This window comes from Pseudonocardia sp. ICBG601 (assembly GCF_020496245.1).
The window spans coordinates 48,397-69,985 of the sequence record NZ_JAHLJA010000152.1; the positions used below are offsets into that span (position 1 = coordinate 48,397).

At 75.8% G+C, this 21,589-nt stretch carries 22 protein-coding genes; 13 read left to right on the forward strand and 9 right to left on the reverse strand.

From position 1 onward, the window contains the following. Nucleotides 1–122 precede the first annotated feature (122 nt). Nucleotides 123–272 (forward strand): hypothetical protein, encoded by a 150-nt coding sequence (locus KPL57_RS50505; RefSeq protein ID WP_208825523.1) that lies wholly within the window; start codon nt 123–125, stop codon nt 270–272. Nucleotides 273–288: 16 nt separating this feature from the next. Beyond that, nucleotides 289–2,937, forward strand: a complete 2,649-nt coding sequence (locus KPL57_RS50510; RefSeq protein WP_226357556.1) for an ATP-dependent RNA helicase — start codon at nt 289–291, stop codon at nt 2,935–2,937. Nucleotides 2,938–3,061: 124 nt separating this feature from the next. On the opposite strand, the gene KPL57_RS50515 is transcribed toward KPL57_RS50510, so the two are convergent. After that, entirely contained in the window at nt 3,062–3,856 is a 795-nt protein-coding gene (locus tag KPL57_RS50515) for a class F sortase (protein WP_226357557.1), read from the reverse strand. 10 nt (nt 3,857–3,866) lie between these two features. Then, nucleotides 3,867–4,265 (reverse strand): excalibur calcium-binding domain-containing protein, encoded by a 399-nt coding sequence (locus tag KPL57_RS50520; RefSeq protein WP_226357558.1) that lies wholly within the window; start codon nt 4,263–4,265, stop codon nt 3,867–3,869. 135 nt (nt 4,266–4,400) lie between these two features. On the opposite strand from KPL57_RS50520, the gene KPL57_RS50525 reads away from it, so the two are divergent. After that, nucleotides 4,401–5,375 (forward strand): threo-3-hydroxy-L-aspartate ammonia-lyase, encoded by a 975-nt coding sequence (locus KPL57_RS50525; RefSeq protein ID WP_226357559.1) that lies wholly within the window; start codon nt 4,401–4,403, stop codon nt 5,373–5,375. Between the two features lie 78 nt (nt 5,376–5,453). Here the strand turns inward: KPL57_RS50525 and KPL57_RS50530 are convergent, their stop codons facing one another. Further along, entirely contained in the window at nt 5,454–6,761 is a 1,308-nt protein-coding gene (locus KPL57_RS50530; protein WP_226357560.1) for an MFS transporter, read from the reverse strand. A 156-nt stretch (nt 6,762–6,917) separates the two neighbouring features. Here KPL57_RS50530 and KPL57_RS50535 point away from each other — a divergent pair, with 156 nt between their 5' ends. Continuing rightward, entirely contained in the window at nt 6,918–7,166 is a 249-nt protein-coding gene (locus KPL57_RS50535) for a hypothetical protein (RefSeq protein ID WP_226357561.1), read from the forward strand. Here the strand turns inward: KPL57_RS50535 and KPL57_RS50540 are convergent. Continuing rightward, nucleotides 7,151–8,167 carry an alcohol dehydrogenase catalytic domain-containing protein gene (locus KPL57_RS50540; RefSeq protein ID WP_226357562.1) on the reverse strand — a complete coding sequence of 339 codons (1,017 nt, stop codon included), beginning with the start codon at nt 8,165–8,167 and terminating at the stop codon, nt 7,151–7,153. The two genes, KPL57_RS50535 and KPL57_RS50540, sit on opposite strands and share 16 nt — an antisense overlap. Before the next feature lie 70 nt (nt 8,168–8,237). On the opposite strand from KPL57_RS50540, the gene KPL57_RS50545 reads away from it, so the two are divergent. Continuing rightward, complete coding sequence (locus KPL57_RS50545; protein WP_226357563.1) at nt 8,238–8,885, forward strand: TMEM175 family protein; 648 nt, start codon at nt 8,238–8,240, stop codon at nt 8,883–8,885. A gap of 3 nt (nt 8,886–8,888) precedes the next feature. Here the strand turns inward: KPL57_RS50545 and KPL57_RS50550 are convergent, their stop codons facing one another. Then, the gene (locus KPL57_RS50550; RefSeq protein ID WP_226357564.1) at nt 8,889–9,269 is read right to left on the reverse strand and encodes a VOC family protein; all 381 of its coding nucleotides are present in this window, start codon (nt 9,267–9,269) and stop codon (nt 8,889–8,891) included. A 195-nt stretch (nt 9,270–9,464) separates the two neighbouring features. On the opposite strand from KPL57_RS50550, the gene KPL57_RS50555 reads away from it, so the two are divergent. Next, nucleotides 9,465–9,851, forward strand: a complete 387-nt coding sequence (locus KPL57_RS50555) for a DUF6319 family protein (protein ID WP_308016635.1) — start codon at nt 9,465–9,467, stop codon at nt 9,849–9,851. A gap of 27 nt (nt 9,852–9,878) precedes the next feature. Here the strand turns inward: KPL57_RS50555 and KPL57_RS50560 are convergent, their stop codons facing one another. Both KPL57_RS50560 and KPL57_RS50565 read right to left on the reverse strand, forming a co-directional pair. Further along, the gene (locus KPL57_RS50560; RefSeq protein ID WP_226357565.1) at nt 9,879–10,628 is read right to left on the reverse strand and encodes an IclR family transcriptional regulator; all 750 of its coding nucleotides are present in this window, start codon (nt 10,626–10,628) and stop codon (nt 9,879–9,881) included. Continuing rightward, nucleotides 10,625–12,028: an APC family permease gene (locus KPL57_RS50565; RefSeq protein WP_226357566.1), complete on the reverse strand. Its 1,404-nt coding sequence runs from the start codon at nt 12,026–12,028 to the stop codon at nt 10,625–10,627. Before KPL57_RS50565 ends, KPL57_RS50560 begins: the two co-directional genes overlap by 4 nt. A gap of 232 nt (nt 12,029–12,260) precedes the next feature. Between KPL57_RS50565 and KPL57_RS50570 the strand changes: the two genes are divergently transcribed. Together KPL57_RS50570 and KPL57_RS50575 are read left to right on the forward strand one after the other, a co-directional pair. Then, nucleotides 12,261–13,787 carry an APC family permease gene (locus KPL57_RS50570; protein ID WP_226357567.1) on the forward strand — a complete coding sequence of 509 codons (1,527 nt, stop codon included), beginning with the start codon at nt 12,261–12,263 and terminating at the stop codon, nt 13,785–13,787. Beyond that, nucleotides 13,784–15,685, forward strand: a complete 1,902-nt coding sequence (locus tag KPL57_RS50575; protein WP_226357568.1) for a primary-amine oxidase — start codon at nt 13,784–13,786, stop codon at nt 15,683–15,685. The genes KPL57_RS50570 and KPL57_RS50575 overlap by 4 nt, the downstream gene beginning before the upstream one ends. A gap of 100 nt (nt 15,686–15,785) precedes the next feature. On the opposite strand, the gene KPL57_RS50580 is transcribed toward KPL57_RS50575, so the two are convergent. Next, a complete protein-coding gene (locus KPL57_RS50580) occupies nt 15,786–16,721 on the reverse strand; it encodes a type IV toxin-antitoxin system AbiEi family antitoxin domain-containing protein (RefSeq protein WP_226357569.1) in 936 nt (311 codons plus the stop codon). Between the two features lie 252 nt (nt 16,722–16,973). Between KPL57_RS50580 and KPL57_RS50585 the strand changes: the two genes are divergently transcribed. The 3 genes from KPL57_RS50585 to KPL57_RS50595 all read left to right on the forward strand — a co-directional run bounded on the left by KPL57_RS50585 (nt 16,974) and on the right by KPL57_RS50595 (nt 18,859). Beyond that, nucleotides 16,974–17,459 (forward strand): peroxiredoxin, encoded by a 486-nt coding sequence (locus tag KPL57_RS50585; protein ID WP_062395851.1) that lies wholly within the window; start codon nt 16,974–16,976, stop codon nt 17,457–17,459. A 40-nt stretch (nt 17,460–17,499) separates the two neighbouring features. Continuing rightward, entirely contained in the window at nt 17,500–18,099 is a 600-nt protein-coding gene (locus tag KPL57_RS50590; protein ID WP_226357570.1) for a TetR/AcrR family transcriptional regulator, read from the forward strand. Between the two features lie 100 nt (nt 18,100–18,199). Then, on the forward strand, nt 18,200–18,859 hold the full coding sequence (locus KPL57_RS50595; RefSeq protein ID WP_226357571.1) for a heme oxygenase (biliverdin-producing): 660 nt from the start codon (nt 18,200–18,202) through the stop codon (nt 18,857–18,859). A 9-nt stretch (nt 18,860–18,868) separates the two neighbouring features. Here KPL57_RS50595 and KPL57_RS50600 read toward each other — a convergent pair whose 3' ends face one another. Beyond that, nucleotides 18,869–19,279 (reverse strand): VOC family protein, encoded by a 411-nt coding sequence (locus KPL57_RS50600; RefSeq protein WP_226357572.1) that lies wholly within the window; start codon nt 19,277–19,279, stop codon nt 18,869–18,871. 63 nt (nt 19,280–19,342) lie between these two features. Here KPL57_RS50600 and KPL57_RS70875 point away from each other — a divergent pair, with 63 nt between their 5' ends. Together KPL57_RS70875 and KPL57_RS50610 are read left to right on the forward strand one after the other, a co-directional pair. Beyond that, complete coding sequence (locus tag KPL57_RS70875; RefSeq protein ID WP_226357573.1) at nt 19,343–20,080, forward strand: helix-turn-helix domain-containing protein; 738 nt, start codon at nt 19,343–19,345, stop codon at nt 20,078–20,080. Between the two features lie 43 nt (nt 20,081–20,123). Continuing rightward, complete coding sequence (locus KPL57_RS50610; protein ID WP_226357574.1) at nt 20,124–21,545, forward strand: SDR family NAD(P)-dependent oxidoreductase; 1,422 nt, start codon at nt 20,124–20,126, stop codon at nt 21,543–21,545. The last annotated feature ends 44 nt before the right edge of the window (nt 21,546–21,589 follow it).

A 21,589-nucleotide genomic window follows, 5' to 3' on the forward strand; every position in this document is an offset into this window, starting at 1 on the left:
CGTCGTCGACGTCGCTCCGAACCTAGCCGTCATCAGTTTCGGGGACCACGGTTAACGGTTCCTGGTCCGTACGCGACATCAGGTTCGTCCGTCTGACGCAGTCCGAACCCGCAGGAGCAACGATGCCCGCCACCACCGCCGCCACCCACCGCCCCGCGGCCCCCGTCCTCGACGAGACCGCGCTGCCGGGCTGGGTGCTGCTGCTGATCACCGCCGGACTGGCCGCCGCCGTCGTCGTGATCATGGTGCTGTCCTACAGCGGGCTGGCCTGACCCATACTCGGGAGTGATGCCCCCACTCCCCGACCTGCCGGTCCGCGCCGTCCTCGACGAGCTGCGGGCGGCGCTGGACGACCGCGGCGGCGCCGTGCTCGTCGCCCCGCCCGGCACCGGCAAGACCACCCTCGTCCCGCTCGCCCTGGCCGGGCTCGACGGCTCCGGCCCGGCACCCGAGGGCACGGTGCTGGTCGCCGAGCCGCGCCGGGTCGCCGCCCGCGCCGCCGCGGCCCGGATGTCGTCGCTGCTGGGGACCGAGGTCGGTGGGCCGGTCGGCTACCGCGTCCGCGGCGACGCCCGCACCGGGCCCGGCACCCGGGTCGAGGTCGTCACCTCCGGGCTGCTGCTGCGCCGCCTGGCCGGGGACCCGGAGCTGACCGGGGTGTCCACCGTCGTCCTCGACGAGGTGCACGAGCGTCACCTCGACGCCGACCTGCTGCTCACCCTGCTGCTCGACGCCCGCGACGGGCTGCGGCCCGACCTGCGGCTGCTCGCCACCTCCGCGACCCTCGACGCGGCCCGCCCCGCCGTACTGCTGGGCGACGACGACCGGCCCGCGCCGGTGCTGGAGGTCGCCGCCCGCAGCTACGACGTCGCCGTCACCCACGTCCCGCCCGCCCGGGCCGGTCGCGGCGGGACCGAGCGGATCGAGAACACCGTCGCCCGGACGTGCGTGCGGGCGCTCGGGCACGGCAGCGTGCTGGCGTTCCTGCCGGGCGTCGCGGAGATCGGGCGGACCGCGTCGGCGCTGCGCGAGCTGGGACCCGACGCCGACGTCCTCGCGCTGCACGGCAGGCTGCCCGCCGCCGAGCAGGACGCGGCGCTGCGCGACGGGCCGCGGCGCCGGATCGTGCTCGCCACCGCCGTCGCCGAGTCCAGCCTGACCGTGCCCGGTGTGCGGGCCGTCGTCGACTCCGGGCTGGTCCGGGTCCCGCACACCGACCACCGGCGCGGGCTGTCCGGCCTCGTGACGCGGCGGGTCTCGCGCGCGGTCGCGACCCAGCGCGCGGGCCGCGCCGGCCGGGAGGCACCCGGCTTCGCCTACCGCTGCTGGCCCGAGGGCGAGGGTCTCGCCGACGCCCCGGACCCCGAGATCCGCACCGCCGACCTCACCGCGCTCGCGCTGGACCTCGCCGTCTGGGGCACCCCCGACGGCAGCGGTCTGCGCTGGTGGGACGCCCCGCCGCCCGGTCCGCTGGCCGCCGGACGGAGCGTGCTGACCGCACTCGGCGCGATCGACCCGCGGGGCACGGTCACCGACCGGGGACGGCGGATCTCCGCGCTGGGCCTGCACCCGCGCCTCGCCAGGGCCCTGCTCGACGGCGTCGCCGCCGGTGGGGACCCGCGGGAGGTCGCGGGGATCGTCGCCGTCCTCGACGACGACACCCTCGCCGGTCCCGCCGACGACCTCACCGCCGCGCTGGCCCGGCTGCGCTCCGGCGACGCCCCCGGCGCCGGGCGGTGGCGCGGGGACCGGGACCGCCTGACCGGTGCGCTGCGCCGCGCCCGCGCCTCGTCCCCCGCCTCGTCCTCCGCCTCGTCCCCCGCGGCCGCCGCCTCGCCGACCGGCGCGGTGTCGCCGGGCACCTCGCCGGGAGCCGGGGTCCGCTCCGGCCCGGCCGCCGGGGCCCCGGGCGGTGCGCGCGAACGGGCCGGTCGCGCCGAGGGGACTCCGGGCACCGAGCTCGTCGCGCTGGTCACCGGGCTCGCCTACCCCGAGCGGCTCGCCCGGCGCCGCGACGCCGCGGCCGGGGTGTTCCTCATGACCGGTGGCACCGCCGTCGAGGTCCCGCCCGGCCCGCTGCGCGACGCCGAGTGGCTGGCCGTCGCCGTCGCCGACCGGCGCCCCGGGCAGACCCACGGCCGGGTCCGCCTCGCCGCGACCACCGACGCCGCGACCGCGCTGCGGGCCGCCGCGCCGCTGCGGGTCACCGGCTCGGAGGCCGTCTGGAGCGACGGCGACGTCCGTGCCCGCACCGTCGACCGGCTCGGCGCGATCGTGCTGTCGGAGAAGCCCGACCGCTCCCCCGACCCCGGTGCCGTCCGCGACGCGCTCGTCGCCGGGCTGCGTGCCGAGGGCACCGGGCTGCTGCGCTGGACGGCGGGGGCGGTGTCACTGCGCGAGCGGCTGGGCTTCCTGCACCGGGTGCTGGGCGCGCCGTGGCCCGACGTGTCCGAGGAGGCGCTGCTCGACTCGGCCGCCGATCCCGCCGGGTGGCTGGCCGGTCCGCTCGCCACCGCCCGGCGACGCTCCGACCTGGCCCGGGTCGACGCCGGCCCCGCCCTGCGCCGCCACGTCGCCGCGTACGTGGGCGGGCTCGCCGGGCGGATCGACGAGCTGGCCCCGGAGCGGCTCACCGTCCCCACCGGGTCCCGGATCGCGCTGGACTACTCCGGCGCGGCCCCGGCCCTGCCGGTGAAGGTCCAGGAGGTGTTCGGGTGGACCGGCTCCCCGGCCGTCGCCGACGGGCGGGTGCCGGTGGTGCTGCACATGCTCTCCCCCGCCGGGCGTCCGACGGCGGTCACCGCGGACCTGGACTCGTTCTGGGACAACGCCTACCCGCAGGTCCGGGCCGAGCTTCGCGGGCGCTACCCGAAGCACGCCTGGCCCGAGGACCCGCGGACCGCGACACCGGGACGGGGCACCGGGCGCCGGAGATGAGCCCCGCGCCCCGCCCGGCGACCCGGTCCAGCCGGCCCGGTCGCCGAGATGCAGCTCAGCGGGAATTGTGGATCTCCACGGCCCGCTGAGCTGCATCTCGACGAGCGCGGGGCGCGCGGACTGCTCAGCGGACCTGGTCGGCGAACACGACGACGTTGTCGACGTAGCTGCGGGCCGACCGGTCGAACACCCCGCCGCAGGTGATCAGCCGCAGGCCCGCGTGGTCGAGGTCGCCGTAGACCTCGGCGGTCGGGAACTCCGCCTTGGGGAAGCGCCCGACCCGTCGCACGGCGAACACCACCGACGTCCCGTCGGCGCGGTCGACGCGGATCTCGTCGCCGGGCTCCAGGGTGTCCAGGTCGGCGAACGCGCCCGGCAGCCCCTTCCAGTCGACGTGCGCGGTGAGCACGGCGGGCCCGACCTCGCCGGGGGTCGGTGCGCCGGTGTACCAGCCGACCGTGCCCGCATCCGCGGGGACCTCCATCGACCGGTCCGCGGTCAGCCCCATCGGTCGGGGCACGGTGTCGAGCCCGAGCCGGTCGACCCGCAGCCGGACCGGCTCCGACCGCACCAGCGGCGCGGGCCCCGGCGGCAGCAACGCGCCCGGCGCGGGCGCCGGAGCGGGCACCGGGACGGAGGCGACGGCCGTCGCCCCGGGCTCGGGTGCGCCCGCGGGGTCGGCGAGCAGCAGCGCGGCGGTGAGGACACCGACCGGCGCCAGCACCCGCGTCACCCGGCGCAGCGCACCGGCCCGTCGCCGCGCCCGTCGCCCGCGGTCCGGGCTCCCGCGCCGCACCGTCCCGGCCCGGTCCCCGGCCACAGAGCCGCGCCCGGCCCGGTCCCCGGCCACGGGGCCGCGCCCGGCCCGCGCACCGGACGGTGCGGCGGGTCCGGGCGCCGGGAGGACGGGGCCGGGCACGGTGCCGGGGTCAGCCGCGGCGACCGGCGGCGACGCGCCGCACCGCGACCGCGCCGATGCCACCGGCGACGACGGCACCGAGCGCCAGCGGCAGCACGTCGGCCGGGCCGCCACCGGCCTCGACGCCACCGACCGGCGTCGCGGTGACCTGGGAACCGGCGGCGGCGACGCTGTCGGCCGCGACGTCGTCGGAGGTGGAGGTGGAGGTGCCGTAGTCGTGGTCCTCGCAGGCCTGACCGTCGTTGTCGCGGTCGAGGCCGTAGGGGTCACCCGGGGTCAGGGCCGCCTGTGCGTCGGCCTGGCTGGCGAAGTCCTTGCAGTCGCGGTCCTGGGCGAAGGCCGTACCGGCGAGCGGGAGGGCGGCCGCGGTCGCGAGGAGCACGGCGGCGGACAGGGAGCGGAGGCGCATCGGGGGTGTCCTTCCGGGGAACGTGGGGGGAGCCACGCAGGTAGCAGCGATCCGGACGTGTCGGTCGTTACACCCGATCGTGAATGAATCCGAACGGACTTGAACCGGCTCCGCCGGGCGGCGGAAGGTGGTCCGGTGAACGCTCTCCCCACCCCCGACGACGTCCGTGCCGCCGCAGCGATCCTGCGCGGCCACGCCCACCGCACCCCCGTCCTCACCTCCCGGCTCACCGACGCCGAGCTCGGCGCGCAGGTGTTCGTGAAGGCGGAGAACCTCCAGCGCACCGGGAGCTTCAAGTTCCGCGGGGCGTTCCACACGCTGTCCCGGCTGTCGGCGGCACAGCGGCGGGCGGGGGTCGTCGCGTTCTCCTCGGGCAACCACGCCCAGGCCGTCGCGCTGGCCGCGCAGCTGCTGGAGGTCCCCGCGACGATCGTGATGCCGCACGACGCCCCGGCCTCGAAACTCGCCGCCACCCGCGGCTACGGCGCCGAGGTCGTCGGCTACGACCGCTACGCCGAGGACCGCGCGGCCATCGCGACCGCGCTGTCGGAGGAGCGCGGGCTCACCCTCGTCCCGCCCTACGACCACCCGCACGTCATCGCCGGGCAGGGCACCGCGGTGCTGGAGCTGCTGGAGGACCACGGCCCGCTCGACGCGCTGTTCGTCTGCCTCGGTGGGGGCGGGCTGCTCTCCGGGTCGCTGCTCGCGGCGCAGGCCCTGTCCCCCGACGCCCGGGTGTACGGCGTCGAGCCCGAGGCCGGCGACGACGGCGTGCAGTCCCTGCGCGCCGGGCACGTCGTGCGCATCCCGCAGCCCCGCACGCTCGCCGACGGCGCCGCCACCACCCACCTCGGCGACCACACGTTCCCGGTGATCGCGCAGCTCGTCACCGACATCGTGACCGTGCCCGACACCGCCCTGGTCGAGTCGATGGCGCTGTTCGCGGCGCGCTACAAGGTGCTCGTCGAGCCGACCGGGGCGCTGGCGTTCGCAGGTGTGCGGGCCGCCGTCGCCGCGGACCCGCAGCGGTGGGCGGGGGCGCGGATCGGAGTCACGATCTCCGGCGGCAACGTCGACCTGGACCGCTTCGCCGCCCTCGTCACCGGCTGACCGCGCCGCCGGGCGGCACGACACGGAGCAGCCCCCGTCCGGACGGTCCGGACGGGGGCCGCTCAGGGCGGAGGGGACTCAGCGCCGGTCGTGCTGCAGCGCGTCCTCGGCGATCACGGCCTCGGTCGGCAGCCCGGGCACCTCCCGGACGGCCTCCTCGGCGTCGGCGCGCTCGTGCGACGGGCCGGGCTGCTCGGTCTCGGCGTCGGCGGCGTCCAGGTCGCGGCGGATCGTCGACAGCAGCGCCACCCCCACCAGCACGACGACCGCGGCGATCAGGAACGGCACCGAGGCGCCGACGGCCGCCGCCATCAGGCCCGCGGCGAACGGGGCGAGGCCGCCACCGATGAACCGGACGAACCCGTAGGTGGCCGACGCGGTCGGGCGGGGCACCGGCGAGATCGACATGACCGCCGTCGTCACCAGGGTGTTGTTGACACCGACCACGATGCCGGACAGGACCACCGCGACGATCACCACGGCGGGCACGTCGTCGAACAGCCCGATGGCCGCGAGCAGGACCGCGATGCCGACGAGCGCGCCGTAGAGGGTGCGCGCGGTGCCGAAGCGGTCCTTGAGCCAGGGCGCGCCGAACACCGCGAAGGCCGCGACGAGCAGGCCCCAGCCGAAGAACACCGCACCGAGCGAGATCGGGTCGAGCCCGCCCATCAGGAACGGTGCGTAGCCGAGCAGGGTGAAGAAGCCCCAGTTGTAGAGCAGCCCGACCCCGCTGGTCGTCGCGAGCGCGCGGTGGCGCAGGGCGGTCAGCGGTTCGGAGAGCGTCGCCTTGTGGGTCGGGACCGGCGTCGGCTCCAGCAGCACGACGGTCGCGACGAGCGCGATCAGCATCAGCACCGAGACACCGAAGAACGGGCCCCGCCAGGAGACGTTGCCGAGCAGCCCGCCGAGCAGCGGACCGGTGGCGATGCCGACGCCGAGCGCGGTCTCGTAGAGCACGATCGCGCCGGCGAACCCGCCCGACGCCGAGCCGACGATCACCGCGAGCGAGGTCGCGATGAACAGCGCGTTGCCCAGGCCCCAGCCGGCGCGGAAGCCGACGATGCCCCAGATCCCCGACGACGCCCCGGCCAGCGCGGCGAACACCACGATCAGCGCCAGGCCGGTGATGAGGGTCTTCTTCGCGCCGATCCGGGACGACACCCAGCCGGTCACCAGCATCGCGATCGCGGTCACGACGAGGTAGCTGGTGAACAGCAGCTCGACCTCGGCGTGCGTGGCGTGCAGCTGCCCGGACAGCGACGGCAGGATCGGGTCGACCAGCCCGATGCCCATGAACGAGATGACGCAGGCGAAGGCCACCGCCCAGACGGCCTTGGGCTGACGGAACGGGCTGGGGGCGTGCGCTGCACCGGATGTTCGGGACATGTCATCGCCTTTCCCCGGGAACGGACCCTGGAGAGATCATGGACGTATCGGACCTGTTGAACATTGCATCACGCAACCCATGTCATGAGCAATGCGAACGACCGTGATCGTGCCCATGCCCCGCTACGGTCGGGACCCCGACGTCGAGGAGGCCCCGTGCCGCACACCGCCGCCGAGGCCGACCGCCTCGCCCGGCAGGCCGCGTTCCTGGGCGCACTCGCCGCGATCGGCGCCCTGCTCCTGGCCGTGCTCGGCTGGGCCGGTGGCGCGTTCGCGATGTGGATGGGCGTCACGGCCCGCCGCCGCGGCGCGGGGCGCACCGCCGTCGTCGCGATCGCGCTCGGCGCCCTCGGCCTGGTCGCCGGCGTCGGGAACGCCCTGCTGGGCGCCTACCTGTTCCGCTGACCGGTCCGCAGCACCGGCTTGCCCGGGGCCCGGTCCGGTGACTCCAGGTGCGCGTGCGCAGCGGCGACGGCCGCGACGCCGTCGTCCAGGTCGAAGACCCGCTCCACCAGCGGGGTGAGCGTGCCTGCGGCGAGCCCGGCGCGGGCGAACGCCTCGGCGCGGGCCAGCACCGCCGCGTCGCCGGTGACCTCGCGGACGTGGAAGCGGCGCAGCCACACCGGCGCGTACCCGGCTGCGGGCAGCGGTGTCGGCTCCCCGGACAGCCCGCCGTGGACGATCACCGCGCCGCCCGGTGCGCAGGCCCGCACCAGCCGGGCGACGCCGGGCCCGCCCTCGGCGTCGAGGACCAGGTCGGCACCGCCGCCGAGCGCGGACCGCAGCGCCTCGGCGTCGGGCGTGCCGGTCAGCACCTCCGCGGCCCCGGCGGAGCGCAGGACCCCGGCGTGCCGGTCGTCGGGCACCACGGCGACGGCGTGCACCCCGAGGTGCCGCGCGACCTGCAGCGCCGCGGCCCCGATGCTGTTCGCCGCGGCCGTGACGACGAGCCGGTCCCCCTCCCTCAGCCGGACGGCGTGGCGGGTCATGCCCCACACGGTCAGCAGCGGCATCCACAGCGCGGCGGCGCCGTCGTCGTCGAGACCGGGCGGACGGGCCAGCAGCGACCGGACCGGCACGACGGCCTCGTCGGCGTAGACCGGGTGCTCGTTCTGCGACGACGCCGGGATCACGCACACCTCGTCGCCGGGCGCCCAGCCCGTCACCCCCGGACCGGTCCCGAGCACGGTGCCCGAGCACTCGCTGCCCAGGCCCGCGGGGAGCACCGGGGCGTCGAGGTAGGTGCCGCGGCGGAAGTTGACCTCGGAGCGGTTGAGCCCGACCGCGTGCACCCGGATCCGCACCTCCCCCGGGCCCGGGTCGCGCAGCGGCAGCCGCTCGATCCGCAGCACCTCCGGGCCGCCCGTGGCGTGGAAGCGGACGGTGCGCACGAGCGGGGTCGTCACGACGGACCAGCCTAGGTCCGCGGCGGCCGGTAGGGCACGATGAGCGCCGTTGCACGGGGAAAGGACAGGGATGCGGCGTCGGGTCGAGGTCGGGCTGGAACGGATCACGTTCTTCAGCGACGGGGTGTTCGCCATCGCGATCACGCTGCTGGTGCTGCCGCTAACCGACGCCGAGATCGGCCCGGGCCCGGTCGCCCCGCAGCTGGTGGAGCTGCTGCCGCGGATGCTCACCTTCGCATTGAGCTTCGCGGTGATCGGGCGGTACTGGACGGTCCACCACCAGCTGTTCGCCCGCTTCGACCGCGCCGACGCCCGGATGATGACGCTCAACCTCGGCTACCTGTTCGGCATCGCGTTCCTGCCGTTCCCGACGTCGCTGCTCGGCGGGCACGGCGACAGCACCGCGGCCGTCGTGCTCTATGCGGCCAACCTGGTCGTCATCGGCTCGTTCTCCGCCGCCATGTGGGCCTACGGCTCCTACCGCGGCCGCCTGACCCGCGCCGACGTGACCCCGGACGAGGCCCGCCACACGCTGGTCAACGGGCTGGCGCCGGTGGTGTCGTTCCTCCCGTCGCTGGTGATCGCACCGCTGAGCCCGACCTGGGCGATGCTGTCCTGGCTGCTGACCGTCCCGGTCTCGGCGGTCGCGGAGCGGCTGTTCCCCGAGCACCGCGCGGCGCGGGCCCGCGCGGGGGCGGGGACGCCGGACACCGCGTGAGGCTCAGACCTCGTTGCTGATCTCGACCAGGTTCCCGTCCGGGTCCCGCAGGTAGACGCTGAGCAGCGGGCCCCGGGCCCCGGTCCGCTCGACCGGCCCCACCTCGACGGCGACGCCGGCCTCGGCCAGCTCGCGCCGGACCTGCTCGATCGGGTCGAGGGTGATCAGGCACAGGTCGGCGCTGCCCGGGGTGGGCCGGACGGCCTTCGGCTCGAACTCCCGCCCCGCCTCGTGCAGGTTGATCTTGTTGGGGCCGAAGGCGAGTGCGCGGCGCCCGCCGCCGAACTCGACGGCCTCCATCCCGAGCACCCGCGTGTAGAAGGCGACGGTGGCGTCGATGTCGGCGACGGTCAGCACGAGGTGGTCGAGGTGGTCGATGCGCATGCCCGCGATGCTGGCAGCCGGGCCGCCCGCACGCAGATCCTCCTGTGGGTGACCGCCACCGCCCCGGACCGTGACCGGGCGTCGGACGTCGACACCCACACGGACCAATCGGGCGGGTCGCTACCGGCGAACGGGCGTTCGTGAATCACCCTTGTACCTGGCCGTGCAGCCGAGTGGAGAGGGACGAGGACGCACGTGGACGACGAGCTGACGACCGGCGGGGAGACCCCGCCCGCGGACACCGCGAGCACCGCGGCGCCCGAGCCGCCGAAGCGGAAGCGGGGCAGGCCACCGGGCTCGACGGCCCGCACCACCCGGGTCGTGACCATGACCCTGACCGTCAGCGGTTCCGCCGACGGCGACTGGCAGGCAGAGCTGAAGCAGGGCACCACCTGGGTGGCCCGCGGCCTGCCGGTGACGGCGTCGGCGGTGTCCGCGGCGGCCGCGGCGCTGCACGCCGACCTGTCCGGTCCGGTCGACGAGCTCATCGAGGGCGCCCGGTCGGCGAAGGCCGCGCGGGTCGCGGAGCTGGAGGCCGAGCTGGAGCAGGCCCGCAAGGACCTTGCCGAGCTGGAGCAGTGACCCCGCCGGGGTGACCGGCGCGGTGGCTCAGCCGAGCAGCGGCCCCAGCGTCGTGGCGTGCTCGCGCAGCAGGGTGACCAGCTCGGGGTCCGGGTCGGCGACCCGGGTCGCCGGGCCGGACAGCGCGAGCCCGGCGACGAGCGCCCCGTCCGCGGGCGAACGGACCGGTACGGCCAGGCACCCGCGGTCCGGGCGCAGCTGACCGGTCTGGGCGGCCAGGCCGTCGCGGCGGACGGCGTCGAGGACGGCGTCGAGCGCGTCCGGGTCGGTGACGGTGCGGTCGGTGACCGGGCGCAGGTCGCGGACCAGGGCCCGCCAGTCGGGCTGCTCGGCGAGCAGCAGCCTGCCCAGCGCGGAGGCCTGGGGCAGCCGGGCGAGCAGGTCGGCGTCGCTGGGCGGGTGGTCCGGGTCCGGGTCGAGGACCTGCAGCCGGGCGCCGTCGAAGATCGCCAGGTGCACGCCCCAGCGGACCCGGCCGCGCAGGTGGTCGACGACGGTGCGCGCGGCGGTCGGCAGCCGCGGGACCGCGACCGGGGACAGCCGCGCGGCGCGGCGCCCGAGCGCGAAGCCGCGCAGGTCGGGCAGCCGGACCAGGTACTCCTCGCCGACGAGCAGGTTCAGCACCCGGTAGGTGGTCGCCGGGGGCAGCCGCAGCGCCGTCGAGATCTCCTTGGCGGTGACCCCGGGCCCGGCCGCGACGACCTCCTCGAGCACCGCGAGCGCGGTCCGCACGGCCCGTGGCTGGCGTCCGCTGATCGGCGCCGGGTCGACCGTCACCGGGCCCGCCCCCAGACGTCGGAGGCGACGGTCTCGTCGTAGACGCCCAGGTCGTGCAGCCGCCCGCGGCGGCGCAGCACCACGGCCCACACCGCACCGGCCGCGAGCGCGACGGCGAGCGCGATCCCGGTGGCCGGGGCGGCGACGACGAACGCGACCAGGGCCGCGACCAGCGACGGGACGGCCACCACCGCCGTCGCGACCGCGGCCGGGGTGAGCTCGCCGATGCGGCGCAGGAACACCGGCGCGGCCAGGCAGACCAGCGCGTAGCCGACGAGGAACCCGACCGTCGCGACGCCGAGCAGCGCGGCGAGCACCGTCCCGATCGGGACGCCCAGCCCGACCGGGACGGCGACCGCGAGCGTCGCCGCGGGTGCCCCGAGCCCGACGGCGACGTGCGGGGTGCGGAACCGGCGGTGGGTGCGCCCCAGCGGGCGGGGCACGACGCCGTCGCGGGCCAGGGCGAACAGCACCCGCGTCAGCGCGGTGACCGTCGCGACCGCGCAGGCGAGGAAGGACAGGACGAGGGCGGCGTCGAGCAGCGGGGGGATCCAGGACCAGCCGCGCGCGACGGCGAGGACCTGCACCGGCTGGGTCTGCCCGGCGAGCCCGCCCGGCACGGCGGCGAACCCGGCGACCTGCACCGCGGCCGCGAAGACGTAGAGCACCGCGGTCACCGCCGCGGTCGCCGTGACCGCGCGCGGCACCGACCGGAACGGGCGCCGGGCCTCGGCCCCGAGCGAGGTCGCCACCTCGAACCCGATGAACGCCGCGAGCGCGGGCACCACGCCCGCGGCGACCGCCCCCGGGCCGGCGGGCGGGGCGGGCGCGCCGGAGCCGGGCAGCGGGCCGCCGACGAGCAGCACCACGAACACCCCGACCAGCACCGCGACCGCCACCGCCTCCACCAGCAGCACCACCCGTGCCGCGGGGCGTACCCCGCGCACGACCAGCGCGGTCACCACCGCGCCGACCGCGACGGCAAGCAGTGCCGACGCGAGCGGCCCGGTCGCCCACGGCCCGCACAGCGACCCGAGGTAGGCCACGGCACCCGCGATCGCCGCGCCGCACAGCAGCAGGTACCCGGCCAGCGTCGCGATCCCGGCCGCGAACGCCGGTCCGGCGCCGAGGCCCTGCGCGGTCAGCGTGTAGATCCCGCCGGGTGCCGCCATCCGGCGGGTGAACCGGGAGACCGAGGCGGCGACGAGCAGCGCGAGCACGCCGGCGACGACGAACGACCACACCGTCCCCGCTCCGGCCATGCCCGCGACGATCACCGGGGTGGCCGCCATCGCCGCCGAGGGTGCCGATCCGGCGATCGACTGGGCCGCGACGTCGGCCGGGCCCAGCCGTCGCCGGGCCAGACCGTGCACCGGTGACCGGTCACGCAACGACGTCACGACGCCCCCTCCCCGCCCTCACCGGTGATCCTCGCCCGCGGACACTAGCTCCCCATGTCGACGCCATGACCAGCGACGACGGGTCGAACGAGAAAAACTCCGGCGCCGTTCCCGCAGTGCGGGAACACCACGGCCGGTGATTCGCACCACACGGGATCCGGCGTTGTGCACGGTCCGCGACACCGGCCACCGTCCCGGCACCCGACGTCCGCCTCGACCGCCAGGAGGAACCGTGAGCGCACCCGCGCCCCGCCCGTCACCACCGTCGCCGTCCCCGGAGCCCGCGGACCGGCACCGTCTGCGCGGGACGCTGGGCGCCGGGTCGATCGTGTTCATGGTGGTCGCCGCGGCCGCGCCGCTGACCGTCGTCGCCGGGACGGTGCCGCTGGGACTGGCCGCGGGCAACGGTGCCGCGTTCCCGATGACGTTCGTGCTGTGCGCGGTGGTGCTGCTGCTGTTCGCGGTGGGCTTCTGCGCGATGTCGCGGCACGTGCCGGGCGCCGGCGCGTTCTACGCCTACGTCGCCCGCGGGCTCGGTGCCGCGCCGGGCCTGGGGTCGGCCTTCCTCGCGCTGGTCACCTACACCGCGGTGCAGGCCGCGGTGTACGGCTACCTGGGCGCGACCGTCGACGCGCTGGTGCAGCACTACGGCGGGCCCGCCCTGCCCTGGTACCTCTACGCGGCCGTGGCGCTCGTCGTCGCCGGGGTGCTCGGCTACCGCCACATCGAGCTGTCCGGCAAGGTCCTGGGCACGCTGCTGGTCGCCGAGGTCGCGATCGTGCTGGTGTTCGACGCCGTCGTCGCCGCGACCGGCGGGCTCGGCTCCGGCCGCTCGACGGCGCTGTTCGTGCCGTCGCAGTTCCTGTCCGGCTCGCTCGGCATCGCGATCATGTTCGCGATCGCGTCGTTCATCGGGTTCGAGGCCACCGCGGTGTTCCGCGACGAGGCCCGCGACCCCGAGCGCACCATCCCCCGCGCGACCTACCTGGCCCTCGTGCTGATCGGCGCGTTCTACACGCTGTCGTCGTGGGCGGTCGTCTCCGCCTGGGGCGACGACGGCGCCGTGGCCCGCGCGACCGAGGACCCCGGGAACATGATCGTCACGACGATCACCGCGGTGCTCGGCCCCGTCGGCGGTGACCTGGCCCAGGTCCTGCTGGTCACGAGCCTGTTCGCGGCGCTGCTGTCGTTCCACAACGTGCTCTCGCGCTACCTGTTCGCCCTCGGCAACGCCGGTTCGATGCCCGCCGCGCTGGGCCGCAGCCACGCCCGGCACGCGTCGCCGCACGCCGCGTCGGCGGCCCAGTCGGGCACCGCGCTGGCGCTGATCGCGGTGTTCGCGGTGACCGGGATGGACCCGGTGACGCAGGTGTTCGCCTGGATGGCCGGGACCGCGACCCTCGGGGTGCTCGCGCTGATGGCGCTGACCTGCGCCGCGGTGCTCGTGTACTTCCGCCGCTCGCGCGTCGACACCCGGTTCTGGCACACCGTCCTGGCCCCGGCGCTCGGGCTGGCCGGTCTGCTGGTCTGCCTGTGGCTGACCGTCGCGAACTTCCCGACGCTCATCGGCGGCTCCCCCGCGCTGGCCACCGCCATCGGCGGGGTCCTGGTCGCCGCGTTCGTACTCGGAACGGTCCTGACCCGATTCACGGGTGCCCGCCCCGAAACCTTGCCCTCGCTCGACGCGCCCGGAAGCGTCACCGGGAACGACACCGGGCACGACACCGCCGGAACCGACCTCCAGGAGGAGACCCGATGACCGCCGTCCAGGAGCCGCGCACCACCGCGAGCCACCCGCTGGCCCCGACCACGGAGGCCGAGGTCACCGTCGTCCGCGAGGTCCTCGCCGCGGCCGGGCTGCTCGAGGAGAACGTCCGCTTCGCGTTCTTCGCCCCCGAGGAGCCGCCGAAGTCCGAGGTCCTCGCCCACTCCGACGGCGCCGACACCGACCGCTGCTTCCGCGCGGTGCTGCTGGACCTGGGCACCGGCCGCTCCCACGACACGGTCGTCTCGGTCGCCCGTCGTGAGCTGGTCTCCTGCCGCGAGCTGGAGCCCGAGCGGGAGGGGCAGCCGCCGATCATCGACTCGGAGTTCGAGTTCATCGAGGACGTCCTGAACGCCTCACCGGACTGGCTCGCCGCGCTGGAGAAGCGCGGGCTGGAACCCGCCTCGGTGCGCGCCGTGCCGCTCTCGGCCGGCGTCTACGACATCCCCGGGGAGAAGGGCCGCCGGCTCGCCCGCGCCTTCGGGTTCCGCCAGGACCACGAGGCCGACCACGCCTGGGCGCACCCCGTCGACGGGCTCGTCGCCTACGTCGACCTCACCGCCCGCACGGTCGACCGGGTGATCGACACCGGTGTCGTGCCGGTGCCCGCGACCAGCGGCAACTTCGACGACCCGGCCGTGCAGGGCGAGCACATGACCTCGCTCAAGCCGATCGAGATCACCCAGCCCGAGGGACGCTCGTTCACCGTCGAGGACGGCCGGGTCCGCTGGGGCAAGTGGGACCTGCGCGTCGGGTTCAACGAGCGCGAGGGCCTGACCCTGCACCAGATCGCCTTCGACGACCGCCCGATCTGCTACCGCGCCTCGGTCGCGGAGATGGTCGTGCCCTACGCCGACCCGGCGCCGGTGCGGTTCTGGCAGAACTACTTCGACTGCGGCGAGTACATGTTCGCCCGCTACGCCGACTCCCTGCAGCTGGGCTGCGACTGCCTCGGCGACATCCACTACCTCGACGCGGTCGTCGCCGACGACCTGGGCAACCCGCGCACGATCAGCAACGCCATCTGCATGCACGAGGAGGACCACGGCGTCCTCTGGAAGCACACCGACATCTTCACCGGCGCCCGTGAGGTGCGCCGCCAGCGTCGCCTGGTGATCTCGTTCTTCACCCCGATCGGCAACTACGACTACGGCTTCTACTGGTACCTCTACCTCGACGGCACCATCGAGCTGGAGTGCAAGGCGACCGGCATCGTGTTCACCTCCGGCACGCCCGGCGAGCACGCCACCGAGGTCGCGCCCGGCCTGGGTGCGCCGTTCCACCAGCACCTGTTCTCCGCGCGGCTGGACATGACCGTCGACGGCACGGCCAACGCCGTCGAGGAGGTCGAGGCGGTCCGCGTGCCGATGGGCGAGGGCAACGCCTACGGCAACGCGTTCGCCCGCTCGGCGACCCGGCTGACCTCGGAGTCGCAGGCCCAGCGGGACGCCGACCCGGGGTCCGGGCGGGTCTGGCACGTGGTGAACACCGAGAAGACCAACGCGCTGGGACGGCCGGTCGGCTACGTCCTGCACCCGCACGGGCAGCCCACCCTGCTGGCGGACCCGGCGTCGTCGATCCACGCGCGGGCGACGTTCGCCTCGAAGGCGCTGTGGGTGACCCGCTACGACCCGGCGCAGCGCTACCCGGCCGGTGACTTCGTCAACCAGAACCCGGGTGGGGACGGGCTGCCGTCCTGGGTGGCCGCGGACCGCGACCTCGACGGCCAGGACGTCGTGCTGTGGCACACGTTCGGGCTGACCCACTTCCCGCGGCCGGAGGACTGGCCGGTCATGCCGGTCGACTACACCGGCTTCGTCCTGAAGCCCGCCGGGTTCTTCGACCGCAACCCCACCCTCGACGTCCCGCCGGCGCCGAAGAGCTGCCACTGACCGTCCGCCCCACTCCGAGCCGGCGCCGCACAGGTCGTGTCGCCGCCGCACAGGTTCTGTCCTGTGCGGCGCGTCCACGACGTGTGCGGCGCCGGTGTCGTCAGCGACCGAGTGCCGCGCGCAGGCGGGAGGCGGTCGCGGTGAAGGGGGTCAGGTCGGACCAGGTCCAGCGGACGACGACGAACCCGGCGGCCCGGATGCGGTCCTCGCGCAGCTTCTCCTCCCACAGCACCTGCGCCGGGTCCTGGCCCGGGCCCGCCGATCGGCCGTACTTGATCCGGCCGTCGAACTCCCCGACCACCCGGTGCTCCGGCCACGCGAAGTCGGTCCGGTGCCGCCGGCCGTCCACCTCCACGGGCCACTGGAGGACCGGTGCGGGGAGCCCGGCGACGGCGATCGCGAGCCTGCTGCGCGTCTCCCCGACGCTCTCCGAGCGGCCGTCGGCGAACGCCAGGACGCGCCGGACCAGCGGCATGCCGGTCCGGCCCGCCACACCGGACGCCACCCGGGCGAGCGCCTCCGGCGTCGTCGGCGGCGGTCGGTTCCCGGACCGCTGCGCCAGTGCGCGGTCGGCGACGACCAGCCCGCGCTCGACGCCGCAGCTCCGCGCGATGTCGACGACGGTCCTGGCCGGGCCGGTCACGGGGAGCCCGCCGGCTCGCCCACGGTGCTCCAGCGGCAGCGAGGACGGGTGGACGTGCAGGTCCCGGGTGCGACGACCACCGTGGGAGCGGTCACGCGTGACGTGGACGCGGTCCAGAGGCAGGTCCCAGAAGGCGATGCCGAGCAGGACGAGCGCGGACACGTGGCTGGCGTAGGCGCCGGGGCCGAGGCGTTCGAGCGCCGCACCGGCCGCGGCCCGGTGCCGGACGCGGGCGTCGACGAGTGCCGGGTCGCCGTGGTCGAGGTAGACGCCCCGGCGGATCGGTACGAGCTCTCCGCGACGCAGCGCCCGGCCGATCTCGCCGTCGTCGACGCCGGCCGCCCGCAGGTCCGCACGGAACCGGACACCGTGTGCCGGGAGGGGTCCGTCCATGCCCCCACCGAACCCGTTCCCCGCCCCCACCACGCCCGATCCGGCCCATCCCGTTCACGATCGCGACCGCCGCCCCGGCGCCGCACGGGTTCCGTACGCGCCGCACGGGTCCGAACCTGTGCGGCGGCGCCCGAACCTGTGCGGCGGTGCCGGATGCCAGGGCGGGGTGTGACGACGGCGCGGGGCCGGGCGGGGCGGTGGCGGACTAGGGTCGGTCCCGACCGCTCCACCCCGCAGCACCAGGAGGAACCCGTGGCTCTCGCCGCCGGTGACCAGATCCCCGACGTCACCCTGATGACCCCGTCCGCCGAGGGCCCGAAGCCCGTGCAGAGCGCCTCGGTGCTCGGCACCGGCACGGTCGTGCTGTTCGGTGTGCCCGGCGCGTTCACCCCGGCCTGCTCCGACACCCACCTGCCCGGCTACGTCCTGCGCCGCGACGAGCTCAAGGCCAAGGGCGTCGACACCGTGGCCTGCACCTCGGTCAACGACGCGTTCGTCCTGGAGGCCTGGGCCGAGTCCCGCGGCGCCGGCGACGCGGTGCTCATGCTCGCCGACGGCAACGGCGACTTCGCCAAGGCCGCCGGTCTGGACATGGACGGGTCGAAGTTCGGCCTCGGCACCCGCTCGCAGCGCTACGCCGCGATCATCACCGACGGCGTCGTGCGCTGGATCGGCGTCGAGCCGGTCCCGCCGACCGTCGAGATCTCCGGCGTCGAGTCGGTGCTAGCGCAGCTCTGAGGTTCCGGGCCGACCGGCACGCGGGCCTACACTGGCCCGCGTGCCGAAGGTCCTGGGCTCGCTGGCGACGCACCGCGAGCAGGTGCGCGAGCGGGTGTTCGACGCCCTGCGCGTGCAGCTCTACGAACGCGGCTTCGACACGGTGACCCTGTCCGGGGTCGCCGCGGCCGCCGGAGTGGGGCGCTCGGCGCTCTACAACCACTTCCCCGACCGCCAGGCCCTGCTCGTCGCGTTCGTCGAGCACGAGGCGGAGCGCTACGTCGCCGAGCTCGACGCCGCGCTCGCCGAGGCAGCGGACCCCCGCGAACGGCTCGCCGCCTTCGCCCGGCTGCAGCTGCGCCGCCTCGCCGAGTTCCACCTCCCGCCCGGCCAGGCGCTGGCCGGCGCCCTCGACCCGGCCGCCTACCGCCGGATCGCCGCGCACGCCGACCCCATCGGGGACCGGTTGGTGGCGGTGCTGCGCGAGGGCGCGGCGCAGGGCTGCATGGTCGACGACGACCCCCGGGTGCTCGCCGCCGTCGTGGCGGGGGCGCTGTCGAGCAGGCGGATCGTCGACGTCGACCCGGCGGAGCTCGACGCCTCGATCGGGACGGCGGTCGCGGCCGTGCTGCGAGCGGTCTCGACGGTTGCGCGCGACTGAGGCTAGCCTTACCCGCGTCGGGGCCCTACCATCGTGATCTGACACGGTGTCAGATCCGGCGCCGTGCCGTTGCACCAGACGTCACGTCACGGGAGGGCCGATGGACGCCACGACCCCCATCACGGGCACGCTGTCCGCCGATCTCCGCCAGGCCACCTGGGCGGTGCACGAGCGGGCACATCACTCGTCGTACATGGGCGCGCTGCTCGACGGCGCCCTGCCGCTGGACGCCTACACCCTGCTCGCCGAGCAGTACATCGCGATCTACACCGCGCTGGAGGAGGCCGGGGACGCCCTGGCCGCCGACCCGGTCGCGGCCCCGTTCGTGATCGACGAGCTGCGCCGGGTGCCCGCCCTGCACGCCGACCTCGACGCCCTCGGCGGCGGGGTCCCGCGGGTCCTGCCCTCCACCGCGGCCTACGAGGCGCGGCTGCGCGAGGCCGCGACCGACCCCGCACTGTTCGTGGCCCACCACTACACCCGCTACCTGGGTGACCTGGCCGGCGGCCAGATCGTCGGGAAGATCCTGCAGCGCACCTACGGCATCGACGGCCCCGGACGGCTGTTCTACGACTTCACGGCCCTCGGCAGCCCGTCGGCGTTCCGGACCCGCTACCGCGCGCTGCTCGACGACGCGGCCTGGACCCCGGCGCAGCGCGACCGGCTGCTCGCCGAGGCGGTGCACGCCTTCGAGCTGAACATCGCCGTCCTCACCGAGATGGCCGAGGAGGTCGGGCTCGCGCAGCCGCTGGCGTCCTGAGCGGGACCGTCAACCGGCGGCGGGGTCGTAGCGCATCAGCCCGACCGGGACCCCGGACGGGTCCGCGACGAACGCCAGCTCACCGACACCGGCGATCGTCGTCGGCTCCATCAGCACCCGGCCGCCCGCCGAGACGGCCGCGGCCAGGCCGGCCGCCACGTCGTCGACGGCGACAGTGATCTCCACGGGGGCGGCCACGCCGCCGTCGAACACCCGCCGGTGCTGCAGGGCCGCGAACGGCCCCGGGTCCCGCCCGCGGTCGGTGTGCACCCGGAAGAACTCCGGCGGGCCCCACGGCTCGAACCGCCAGCCGAGCACGGCCCCGTAGAAGGCGCGGCTCGCGTCGGTGTCGTCGGAGTTGATCGCGATGTGGGCGACCGTGCCGATGGGCGGGGTCGTCGGTGTCGTCGGCGTCGTCATGGAACGGAGTCTGGCCCGGCGGGCACTGGCGCTCCGTCGCCGTCACGACCGATCCTGTCGCGTGTGCGACAGGATCCGCCCGTCCGCAGCTACGCGGTGACCCACCCGGCCGGCACGATCGTGCCCCCGCAGCCGCCGGGCTGGCACCAGGTGCTGCTCACCACCACCGGTGCGATGACCCTCGAGCTGCCCGACGCCTCCTGGTTCGTGCCACCGGGTGCCGCCGTCGAGGTCCCGGCCGGGGTGCCGCACCGGGTCCGGGCGGTCGCGACGGTCCGGCTGCGCACCCTGTACCTGCGCGGGGCCCGGCCCGGTCCGGCGCGGGTGGTCCGGGTGGTCCCCCTGCTGCGCGAGCTGCTGCTGGCCGCGGTCGCCCGCGCGCCGCTGTACCCGGACGACGACCGGGCCGCCGCGGCCCTGCTGGACCTGACCGAGCGCGAGCTCGCCGCGGCCACGACGATGACCCCGCTGCTGCTGACACTGCCCACCGACCCGGCCGCGCGCCGGGTCGCGGAGCGCATCCTCGCCGCGCCGGGCGACCCGGCCGGGGTCGACGCGCTGTGCCGGGGCTGCGGAGCCGGCCGGCGGACCGTGGAGCGCCGGTTCCGTGAGGGCACCGGGCTCGGCGTGGCGGCCTGGCGGCGCCGGGCCCGGCTGGTCGCGGCCCTGGCCGAGCTCGCCGACGGCCGTCCGCTCGCCGGTGTGGCGCACGCCGCGGGGTACGCCACACCCAGCGCGTTCGGTGCGATGGTCAAGGCCGAGCTGGGGTCGAGCCCCGGAGCACTCGTACGGGCTCCCTAGACTCGACGCCCGTCCCCCGACCACCGATCCCAGGAGTGTCCCGGTGTCCAGCCCCGGCATCGACCCGGACGAGCTCGCGACCGCGCTGAAGGTACTGGCGCAGGTCGACGAGCTGCCACCCGAACACCCCGACGCCGTGGTCGTCCGGCGGGCGACCGCGGGGATCTGGAAGTCGGTGCGGCTGCGGCGCCGCGCCGAGAAGCGGCAGGCCGAGAGGTCCTCCGACGAGGCCGTCACCGCCGCCACCGCGACCGGCGCGGCCGGGCGCATCGACGACGAGACCGCCGGCATCCCGCTGGTGTCGAACACCCCCGGCGCGACCGCGGGGACGCTGCACCGCGCCCGCGGCTGCTACGTCTGCAAGACGCGCTACACCGTCGTCGACGCCTTCTACCACCAGCTGTGCCAGGACTGCGCCGCCGCGCACCGCGCCCACCGCGACGCCCGCACCGACCTGTCCGGGCGCCGCGCGCTGCTCACCGGCGGCCGCGCCAAGATCGGGATGTACATCGCGCTGCGGCTGCTGCGCGACGGCGCGCACCTCACCATCACCACCCGTTTCCCGCGCGACGCCGCCCGCCGCTTCGCCGCGCTGCCCGACTCGGCCGAGTGGCTGCACCGGCTGCGGGTGATCGGGGTGGACCTGCGTGACCCGGGCCAGGTCGTCGCCGTCGCCGACGAGGTCGCCGCCGCGGGACCGCTGGACATCCTGGTCAACAACGCCGCGCAGACGGTGCGCCGCTCCCCCGGTTCGTACTCCGCGCTGGAGGCCGCCGAGCACGAGGAGCTGCCCGCGGGCGAGCTGCCGGAGATCGTGTCGTTCACCAGCGCCTCGCGCGAGCACCCGCTCCTGCTGGCCGGCGCGGTCCCGGGCGGGCGCGACCTGGCCGCGCTGGCGACGACGGCCCGTTCGGCGTCGCCGGAGCGGATGGCCGCCGGCACCGCGGTCGACGCGGGCGGGCTGCTGCCCGACACCGCGGCGGTCAACAGCTGGGTCGACCACGTCCAGCACGTGGACCCGCTCGAGCTGCTCGAGGTGCAGCTGTGCAACCAGACGGCGCCGTTCGTGCTGGTCTCGCGGCTGCGCCCGGCGATGGCGGCGTCGAGCGCCCGCAACAAGTACGTCGTGAACGTCTCGGCGATGGAGGGCGTGTTCGGACGCGGCTACAAGGGGCCCGGGCACCCGCACACGAACATGGCCAAGGCCGCGCTGAACATGCTGACCCGCACCAGCGCGGGCGAGATGTTCGCGACCGACCGGATCCTGATGACCGCGGTGGACACCGGCTGGATCACCGACGAGCGTCCGCACCCGATGAAGCTGCGCCTGGCCGAGGAGGGGTTCCACGCCCCGCTCGACCTCGCCGACGGCGCCGCCCGGGTCTACCACCCGATCGTCGCCGGGGAGGCCGGCGAGGACCTGCACGGAGTGTTCCTGAAGAACTACCGCGTGTCCTCCTGGTAGAGGGGTCCACCCGTCACTGTCGGGGGTCGCCGCTACCGTGCGGT

Coding starts and splice junctions, on each gene's coding strand:
- KPL57_RS50505 (WP_208825523.1), top strand. CDS start 123: ATGCCCGCCACCACCGCCGCCACCCACCGCCCCGCGGCCCCCGTCCTC.
- KPL57_RS50510 (WP_226357556.1), top strand. CDS start 289: ATGCCCCCACTCCCCGACCTGCCGGTCCGCGCCGTCCTCGACGAGCTG.
- KPL57_RS50520 (WP_226357558.1), bottom strand. CDS start 4,265: ATGCGCCTCCGCTCCCTGTCCGCCGCCGTGCTCCTCGCGACCGCGGCC.
- KPL57_RS50530 (WP_226357560.1), bottom strand. CDS start 6,761: ATGTCCCGAACATCCGGTGCAGCGCACGCCCCCAGCCCGTTCCGTCAG.
- KPL57_RS50545 (WP_226357563.1), top strand. CDS start 8,238: ATGCGGCGTCGGGTCGAGGTCGGGCTGGAACGGATCACGTTCTTCAGC.
- KPL57_RS50550 (WP_226357564.1), bottom strand. CDS start 9,269: ATGCGCATCGACCACCTCGACCACCTCGTGCTGACCGTCGCCGACATC.
- KPL57_RS50575 (WP_226357568.1), top strand. CDS start 13,784: ATGACCGCCGTCCAGGAGCCGCGCACCACCGCGAGCCACCCGCTGGCC.
- KPL57_RS50580 (WP_226357569.1), bottom strand. CDS start 16,721: ATGGACGGACCCCTCCCGGCACACGGTGTCCGGTTCCGTGCGGACCTG.
- KPL57_RS50595 (WP_226357571.1), top strand. CDS start 18,200: ATGGACGCCACGACCCCCATCACGGGCACGCTGTCCGCCGATCTCCGC.
- KPL57_RS50600 (WP_226357572.1), bottom strand. CDS start 19,279: ATGACGACGCCGACGACACCGACGACCCCGCCCATCGGCACGGTCGCC.